Below are 8,478 nucleotides of genomic sequence, written 5' to 3'. Positions count from 1 at the left end.
ACGCAGAGTGGCGCTTTTTCAGTCACAACCCGAAGGGCTGGGACTGTTTTTACGACCGCCTGAGTTGTCAATCACTTTTGTAGGAAGGCTACACGGCGTGCTTTCCGCCTTGTCGGACACAAAAATAGCCGCCAGCAGAGGGGGATATGAAAGATAAACAAGCCCTAGCAATGACATTGAGTAAAACCTCAACGACAACGTAATTAATGCTGCTCGACAAGAATTAGTGCGCCAGCTGACAAGAAGAAACCTCACCCTCAGGAACATAATATCTGCACGTGCCGCACTGCCGGGGCACCTCCGACATCAAGCAGTTATCCGAGGGGATTCATCATGACAGAACATATTTGTACTCCAGGTTGCACACACGGCATCACCGAAGAAAATAAAAAAGACGTGGTAGAAGAATTTGATACTGCGCGACGTTCATTTATCCGTAACGCTTTTGTTGGCGGTGGTGCCGCCTCTCTCGGCGCTATGGGCGTGACCATGTCGCCCATGAGCTTTGCCGCTGGCGCTAATACTCCCATCGATGCTGACACACCCGGCCAGATGCACTATTACATTCCGGCCACACCGGAAACGGTTCTCTGGGGTTATTTCAGCAAGAATGCCAAGCCTACCGTTGAAATAGAGTCCGGTGATTTTGTCACCATGGAAACACTCACCCATCATGCCAACGATGATGCAGAACGGATGGTAAAAGGTGACCCCGGTGCTGAAAGTATTTTTCATTGGGATGCTCAAGGCAAAGGTGTCGACCGACGTGGTGCTGGCCCGATGGATGCGAAGATTGGTGCCGGCGGTGGAGCCGGCGTGCATATTTGTACCGGACCAGTACGAATAAAAGGCGCTCAGCCGGGTGATATTCTTGAAGTTCGGATTGTCGATGTTGCTCCCAGACCCAGTGGAAACCCTGATTACAAAGGCAAGACTTTTGGCAGTAATGCTGCTGCCTGGTGGGGTTTTCATTACGGCGATATGCTTACCGAACCGAAAAAACGGGAAGTCGTTACCATCTACGAAGTCGATGCAACGGGTGAGCGTAACTGGGCCAAAGCCGTCTACAACTATCGTTGGACACCACAAACTGACCCCTTCGGCGTGGTTCATCCGACTATCGATTATCCGGGGGTGCCAGTCGATCACAGCACCATCACCAAGAAGGAAAATATTCTGCGTGATATCCGTATTCCGATCCGTCCTCACTTTGGCACCATTGGCCTCGCTCCCGCAGAAGCCGATATGGTGAACTCGATTCCGCCCAACTACACCGGCGGCAATATCGACAACTGGCGGATTGGCAAAGGTGCGAAGATTTATTTTCCGGTCGCAGTGGATGGCGGCATGTTCTCAGTGGGTGATCCACATGCATCACAGGGTGACTCTGAGTTGTGCGGTACCGCCATTGAGTGCTCTTTAACAGGGACTTTCCAGTTTATCTTGCACAAAAAAGCTGACTTGCCCGGCACCTCGTTGGCTGAACTCAATTACCCCTTGCTGGAAACCCAGGATGACTGGGTGTTACATGGCTTTAGCTATGCCAATTATCTGGCTGAACTGGGCCCCAATGCTCAGGATGATATTTACAGCAAATCTTCGGTTGATAAAGCTTTACGCGATGCCTATCGCAAGATGCGACACTTTTTAATGACCACTCAGCATCTGGATGAAGATGAAGCGATATCACTGATGACGGTGGCGGTCGACTTTGGTATCACTCAAGTGGTGGATGGCAACTGGGGCGTGCATGCGATCCTGAAAAAATCCATGTTCCCGGCGCGTAACTAGAGTCGGTTTATCTTCTAAATACCCTCGTTAATAGTTATGGCATAACACTTGCGAAAGGATGCTTCAGTATTCAAGGAATAAGACACGACCGTGACTGACCTGAAACGCTTTTCTGCCAGTGCTATACCCGCAGAGCTACGCCAGCCGGCCTGGAATGAAATACTTTCCAGGCTCGGGCTGGCGAGTGATGCTGCAAGCTCCATTCGTAATGACGACAGTGGCCATATGGCACTGTCCGTCTCGGCACGCGACTCAGTATTTGTTCAACTCACCGCAGCTCCACAGATTCTTTCACCCATAACTGCCAAAGCAACTCAACCGTTACAAGGCACTGTATTGGTGCTCGCCTTGCTTGATGGCACCGCGCAGGTGCTGGATGCCGATCAAACAGTTAAATTACGTTCAGGCGACATCATGTTGCTGGATCCTACTCAATCCTGGCGACTGGCTTTGCAAACTCGTTTTCGCATCATGCTAATCAAATTAGAGTCATCCAGCTTTCTGCTCAGGTTGGTTCGTAGCGGACGACAGGAAGCGAACCGCATCAGCACACAACAAGGTATCGGCGCATTATGCTTGAACATGCTGCAATCACTGACCGAACAGTTGCCCCATGTGGATCACAATGAGCTACCCGCATTAGAAGTAACGCTGGCCGAGTTACTGGTAGCCTGTCTTTCCCATAGACAATCTGCTGCCAATGAAGAAGCTACTGATGTGCAATTGGCCCATTTGCGTCGGGTGTGCAGAACGGTGGATTCACGGCTGGACGATCCGGATCTGAATATTGAGCAAATCGCTGCACAGGAAGGTTTATCCGCCAGATACTTACAAAAACTGTTCAAAAACAGTGGCACAACGTTCAGTGAATATCTGAAGAGCCGCCGAATACAGCATTGCTGTATTGATCTGGCTAACCCTGCCCTTGCCCAGTTCAGTATTGCCCAGCTGTGCTACCGCTGGGGGTTTAATGACGCCGCAAACTTCAGCCGTACCTTTTCACAGTTTATGGGCATGTCACCGAAAAGCTATCGTTCTGCACCGCCACAGGATCTGCATGAACAGCTTCGCCGTGGCTGTCCGCAAACAAAACCGTCAGCTCGTTCAATTACCGCCGATCCGCAATCCTTTTTGCAGGATGATGACATTCAAAAACGACGCAGACCATTTCAGGAAGTATTGGATGATCATGCTAAATATGCGTTGTCGTTGCGACTCGCCCCGAAACGGGTTTCCGACCAAGATAACACTACGTCTTCACAAACCGACACTCACTCTTCTCGACAATATTACCTGCCAGTGTCCGATAAAACCGTTCACTGGGGCTATTTCAGTAATGCGATCAAACCGGTATTAACCGTTCGCTCCGGTGATATTGTAACGATTGAAACCTTATCCCAGCATGCGTCTGATGACTGCGAACGCATGATTGACGGAGATGCCGGAGCACAAAGCGTTTTTCACTGGACTAGTACAACAAAGAACGTTGACCGGCGGGGTGCCGGGCCGATGGATGCCACGATATTCGGCCGCGGTGCCGGAGAGGGCTTTGGGGTACATATTTGTACCGGGCCGGTGTATGTCACCGATGCTGAACCCGGTGATGTGCTGGAAATACGCATTTTGGATATTCAACCACGACTCAGTTGCAGCCCGAAGCATCAAGGTAAACACTTTGGTAGCAATGCCGCCACCTGGTGGGGCTTTCAATATGACGATCTGCTCACCGAACCGAAAAAGCGTGAAGTAGTGACCGTATACGAAGTACACCAACACACCCATCCACCGCATGCCAAGGCGATTTATAACTTTCGCTGGACCCCACAAACCGATCCTTACGGCATTGTGCACCCAACCATTGATTACCCTGGCATACCGGTTGATCACTCTAGTATCGACAAGCAGTTCGGTATTCTCGACAAAGCCGTTATTCCGGTCAGACCGCATTTTGGCGTCATGGCCGTCGCCCCGCGTGAGACCGGTATGATTGATTCTATTCCACCCAGCTATTTTGGTGGCAATATGGATAACTGGCGGGCGGGCAAAGGCACCAAATTATTTCTGCCCGTCGCCACAACTGGGGCTCTATTTTCGGTCGGTGATCCACATGCTTCACAAGGTGATTCGGAATTATGTGGCACCGCTATCGAGTGTTCTTTAACCGGTGTGTTTCAATTGGTGTTACACAAACAACGTGATTTAAAAGGCAGCTTTATGGATGGCCTAAGTCATCCATTTCTGGAAACACCGGATGAATGGGTATTACAGGGCATGAGTTTCTCCGACTATCAGGCCGAGCTCGGCCCGAATGCCCAAACGCAAGTGTATAAAAACTCCTCTATGGAAGCCGCCATGCGTGACGCTTTCAGAAAAGCCCGTCACTACCTAATGAAAGAACATGAGCTTAGTGAAGATGAAGCAATTTCACTGATTTCGGTAGCGGTGGATTTTGGTATTACCCAGGTTGTGGATGGCAATCTGGGTGTGCATGCGATTATCCGCAAGGCTATTTTTCCAGACTATAACGCTGATTAAAAATACTTATTAATTGCCTTTTCTCAGACAATTCGAACGCGCTCTCCTCATTCACCTTCCCCATTAAAATTCTTTGTAACCTGTAAACACTGTCTGATGCTAATTCTGAATTTTGTGACGCAGTTCACTTTACTTAGGTTAATGCGATTAGTTAGGTCCGGCGCAGAATGGTCAGGGCCTAATGATCTTTCATAGCCGCCTCTGTTGTGACTGAAAATGCACCACACAGGCGCGAGGAATGAAGTTTAGTCATTCTAAATAAATGACGAGCAACGTGAAGTGGTGGCAATGAAAGATCAATAGGCCCTTGCCAATCGCGAAATTTCTCGCGACACACCCCTCTACACCAAAAAAATCAAGGAGAAGTCATGGACAAAACCGATCCGAAAACAAACCGAGGTAATGGTGGCGAACCCCATCAGCAAGCTACCGGAAATACCTCAACACTCACCACCCAGCAAGGCGGCCCGATTGCCGACGATCAGAATTCATTAAGAGCTGGCGCTCGTGGTCCAGGTTTAATCGAAGACCACATCATGCGCGAAAAGATTTTCCATTTCGATCATGAACGTATTCCAGAACGAGTGGTGCATGCCCGTGGTTTTGGTGCTCACGGCTATTTCGAAACCACCGAATCGCTCGAAGATGTCACCTCTGCTGATATTTTCCAGCGTAAAGGTGAAAGAACCCCGGCCTTTGTGCGTTTCTCAACCGTTGCCGGCAGTAAGGGTTCAGCCGATCTGGCCCGCGATGTGCGTGGCTTTGCCGTCAAGCTCTATACCAAAGAAGGTAACTGGGACATCGTGGGTAACAATATCCCGGTGTTTTTTATTCAGGATGCAATGAAATTTCCTGATTTGGTTCACGCCGTCAAAGAAGAACCTGATCGCGGATTTCCACAGGCCCAATCGGCCCACGATAATTTCTGGGATTTTGCGACTTTGATGCCGGAAAGCATGCATATGCTGATGTGGCAAATGTCCGATCGTACGATTCCACGCTCATTCCGTTTTATGGAAGGCTTTGGCGTACACAGCTTTAGACTGGTAGATAAAAACGGCAAGTCCCAGTTTGTTAAATTTCACTGGAAGCCAAAGCAAGGCTTGCAGTCTGTTTTATGGGATGAAGCGTTAAAAATCAATGGTGCCGATCCGGATTTCCATCGTCGTGATTTATGGAATGCCATTACTCAGGGAGATTACCCTGAGTGGGAACTGGGACTGCAGATTTTCGATGAGGAATTTGCTGAGAAATTTGAGTTTGATGTGTTGGATGCCACCAAGCTTATCCCTGAAGAACAGGTGCCGATTCGCATTGTCGGTCGACTAGTGCTGGATCGGGTTGTCAGTAACTTTTTTGCTGAAACCGAACAGGTGGCATTCTGCACCCAGAATATCGTCAAAGGTATTGATCATTCAAATGATCCTTTGCTGCAGGGCAGAAACTTTTCCTATCTCGATACGCAGTTAAAGCGTCTGGGTGGACCCAATTTCACCCACATTCCAATCAACGCGCCGAAATGTCCGATGCATCATTTCCAGCAGGATGGTCATATGGCAATGAGCAATCCTACCGGACGGGCCAACTATGAACCGAATAGCTGGGGCGAAGAAGAAGGCGGTCCACGTGAATGTCCGGTAAAAGGTTTTGAAAGTTATCCAGAAGATGTATCTGGTCCAAAAGTCCGTGAACGTTCTGAAACCTTTGCTGATCACTACAGCCAGGCCAGGCAGTTTTATATAAGCCAGACTGAAACGGAACAGCAGCATATTATCAATGCATTTTCATTTGAGCTCAGTAAAGTCAAAACACCGGCGATCCGTAAACGCATGGTTAGTCATCTGCTGAATATTGATCAACAACTAGCCGAAAAAGTTGCTGAAAAATTGGGCATCAATCCGTTGCCGGAACCGGCTGATGCAGCGATGCCAACAAGGGATGATTTGCCAGCTTCTGACAAGTTAAGCATTCTCAAAAATGGCCCGAATAGCTTTAAAGGCCGTAAAGTTGGTGTCTTGATGACCGATGGATTTGATGCTGATATTTTCAAATCGCTGGAGAAATCACTTAAAGCAGAAGGGGCAATGTTTGAAGTTGTTGCGCCACATACCGGTGAAATAACCAGCAGTGCTGGTGACAGCATCAAGGTTGATGAAAAGGTTGATGGCGGACCTTCCGTGTTATTTGATGCCATTGTGATTTTGCCTGGTAGCGACGGTGTGAAAATGCTGGCAGAAATGCCACCAGCATTAACCTTTGTCAGTGATGCCTTTAATCACATGAAATTTATTGGCTACGGTGAAGATGCCATGCCGCTTTTGAAAAAGGCCGGTATCAGTGAGATGTTGGATGAAGGCTGCCTGCAATTGACCAATACTAAAACGACGGACGAATTTACCCAAAACTGTCGTGATATTCGGTTTTGGCAACGTGCTGATTAGTTGTTTTTTATGATGAAATAACCAGTTGAATCAGGTCACCCGTTTGAATGTTCAGACGGGTGATTTTGCGTTAGCTTGGATTTCATCTAAAACGTCTTAGAAGGAGAGCATCATGATCGCCAAACGCTATTCCTATACGCTGATTTTTGTTGTTTTAGTGGTTATCGCTTTAATCATTCTGCGCATGCAATTGCCTTCAATGGTGAAAGATTACTTGAATGGCAAACTCGCGGATATGGGTGATTATCAGGGAGAAATCGCTAATGTCGACATTCATCTGTGGCGTGGCGCCTACTCTGTTCATCAACTGGAAATCACTAAAAAAGACCAACCTTCGGTGGAATTTTTTAATGCCGAAACCATAGATACTTCTGTCAGCTGGGCATCTTTATTCAAAGGCAAAGTGGTCGCAGATGTTGATTTGATAAATGCCGAAATCCATCTGGTCGATGACGAAGCAGAAGACCAGCCTGAAGAAGAATCCACCTGGCGTCAGACCGTTCAGGAAATTATTCCATTACAAATTGATCGATTAAATATTGATAATGGTGAAATTCATTTTCATAACTTTACCTCTGATCCCCAAGTACATCTGGTTTTTTACCAATTAGACGGTGAAATAACCAACCTAAGTAATGCTGAACGAAGAGATGGACTGAAATTCGCTAATTTTGATATTCAGGGGCAAGTGTTAGATAGCGCTTCGGCTAGACTGGATGGCCGCCTGGATCCCTTAGGCGATTTTCATAATTTTGAACTCAAGTTAAAAATCACCGGTATAAACCTGACAAAACTCAATGAAGTCTCTGAAGCTTATGGTAATTTTAATTTCAAATCAGGTAACGGTGATTTTGTGATGGAATTGCAGGCTGAGGAGGCTCAATTAACCGGCTATGCAAAACCCGTTCTGGATAATGTTGAAATCTTTGATTTGGAAGAAGATCTGCAAGATGGCGTTTTCAGTGCAACCTGGCAAGCCATTGTCGGTGCTTTTGGCCAGATATTCCGCAACGATCCCAAAAACCGTATAGCCACCGAAGTTGAGATACGTGGCAATCTGGATGACCCAGATGTCAGTGCCTGGCAGGCCTTTCTCGCCATTCTGGAAAATGCTTTTGTAGACGCATTCGAAAGTGATTTTGATCGTGAGACTGGTTCCGAATCATCTCCATCCCAAGACACAACATCTCAACCTGAATCTGGTTCTAAGTCCGAATCCAAATCAGAAACTGAAACCGATGCTGTTAATTGTCAGCTTCGGCCAATGTGGGATAAATGCGACTAAGTGACCAAATAACAGTAACGTTGTTTGAAATCAGTTGTTTCGAATAGCAGCCACTAATTCCGACTTGCTCATCTTGCTACGTCCCTTAATATTTAGCTGACTGGCCCGGTTATACAGCTCCTGTTTTGTCCGAGACTCCAAAGGGCTATTAGGATTGCCAGTACCCTGAGAAGTTTTTCTGGGGGTACGGCCTTCCTCACGACGTTGCTTATTGACGGTGCGAGCCGCAATTTCTTCAGCTTTATCGGTCTTTTTACCGCTTTTTTTCTGCTGATCCTTGATATGCTCATATTGACGTTCATCTTTATCTGTCCACTCGGCAACCATAAATAGTCCTCCTGTTTACAGTATTAAAAAGTCACATCCCACAGTAGCAATGCTATTGCTACCTTGCCAATATCCTAGGTTAAAGTAACCGAATCCGTG

5 protein-coding genes are annotated in these 8,478 nt (G+C 47.4%); 4 read left to right on the top strand and 1 reads right to left on the bottom strand.

What is annotated here, in order from left to right:
• The first annotated feature begins 333 nt into the window (after nt 1–333).
• The 4 genes from B4F66_RS01335 to B4F66_RS01320 all read left to right on the top strand — a co-directional run bounded on the left by B4F66_RS01335 (nt 334) and on the right by B4F66_RS01320 (nt 8,052).
• Nucleotides 334–1,791 (top strand): acetamidase/formamidase family protein, encoded by a 1,458-nt coding sequence (locus B4F66_RS01335; protein ID WP_292358426.1) that lies wholly within the window; start codon nt 334–336, stop codon nt 1,789–1,791.
• A gap of 90 nt (nt 1,792–1,881) precedes the next feature.
• Nucleotides 1,882–4,326, top strand: coding sequence for an acetamidase/formamidase family protein (locus tag B4F66_RS01330; protein ID WP_292358428.1), 2,445 nt, complete (start codon nt 1,882–1,884; stop codon nt 4,324–4,326).
• Between the two features lie 368 nt (nt 4,327–4,694).
• A complete protein-coding gene (locus tag B4F66_RS01325; RefSeq protein WP_292358430.1) occupies nt 4,695–6,767 on the top strand; it encodes a catalase in 2,073 nt (690 codons plus the stop codon).
• A 112-nt stretch (nt 6,768–6,879) separates the two neighbouring features.
• On the top strand, nt 6,880–8,052 hold the full coding sequence (locus B4F66_RS01320) for a DUF748 domain-containing protein (RefSeq protein WP_292358432.1): 1,173 nt from the start codon (nt 6,880–6,882) through the stop codon (nt 8,050–8,052).
• A 30-nt stretch (nt 8,053–8,082) separates the two neighbouring features.
• Here B4F66_RS01320 and B4F66_RS01315 read toward each other — a convergent pair whose 3' ends face one another.
• Nucleotides 8,083–8,379 (bottom strand): Rho termination factor N-terminal domain-containing protein, encoded by a 297-nt coding sequence (locus tag B4F66_RS01315; protein ID WP_292358433.1) that lies wholly within the window; start codon nt 8,377–8,379, stop codon nt 8,083–8,085.
• Nucleotides 8,380–8,478: the final 99 nt, after the last annotated feature.

This window comes from Methylophaga sp. UBA3603, assembly GCF_002375335.1.
Taxonomy (GTDB): domain Bacteria; phylum Pseudomonadota; class Gammaproteobacteria; order Nitrosococcales; family Methylophagaceae; genus Methylophaga.
Note: the sequence above shows the minus strand (reverse complement) of the source record. Positions and strands in the feature narration are given on the sequence as shown.

Bases quoted from the DNA above. Each gene is read 5' to 3' on its own strand.
- B4F66_RS01335 (WP_292358426.1), top strand. From the start codon at position 334: ATGACAGAACATATTTGTACTCCAGGTTGCACACACGGCATCACCGAA.
- B4F66_RS01325 (WP_292358430.1), top strand. From the start codon at position 4,695: ATGGACAAAACCGATCCGAAAACAAACCGAGGTAATGGTGGCGAACCC.
- B4F66_RS01320 (WP_292358432.1), top strand. From the start codon at position 6,880: ATGATCGCCAAACGCTATTCCTATACGCTGATTTTTGTTGTTTTAGTG.
- B4F66_RS01315 (WP_292358433.1), bottom strand. From the start codon at position 8,379: ATGGTTGCCGAGTGGACAGATAAAGATGAACGTCAATATGAGCATATC.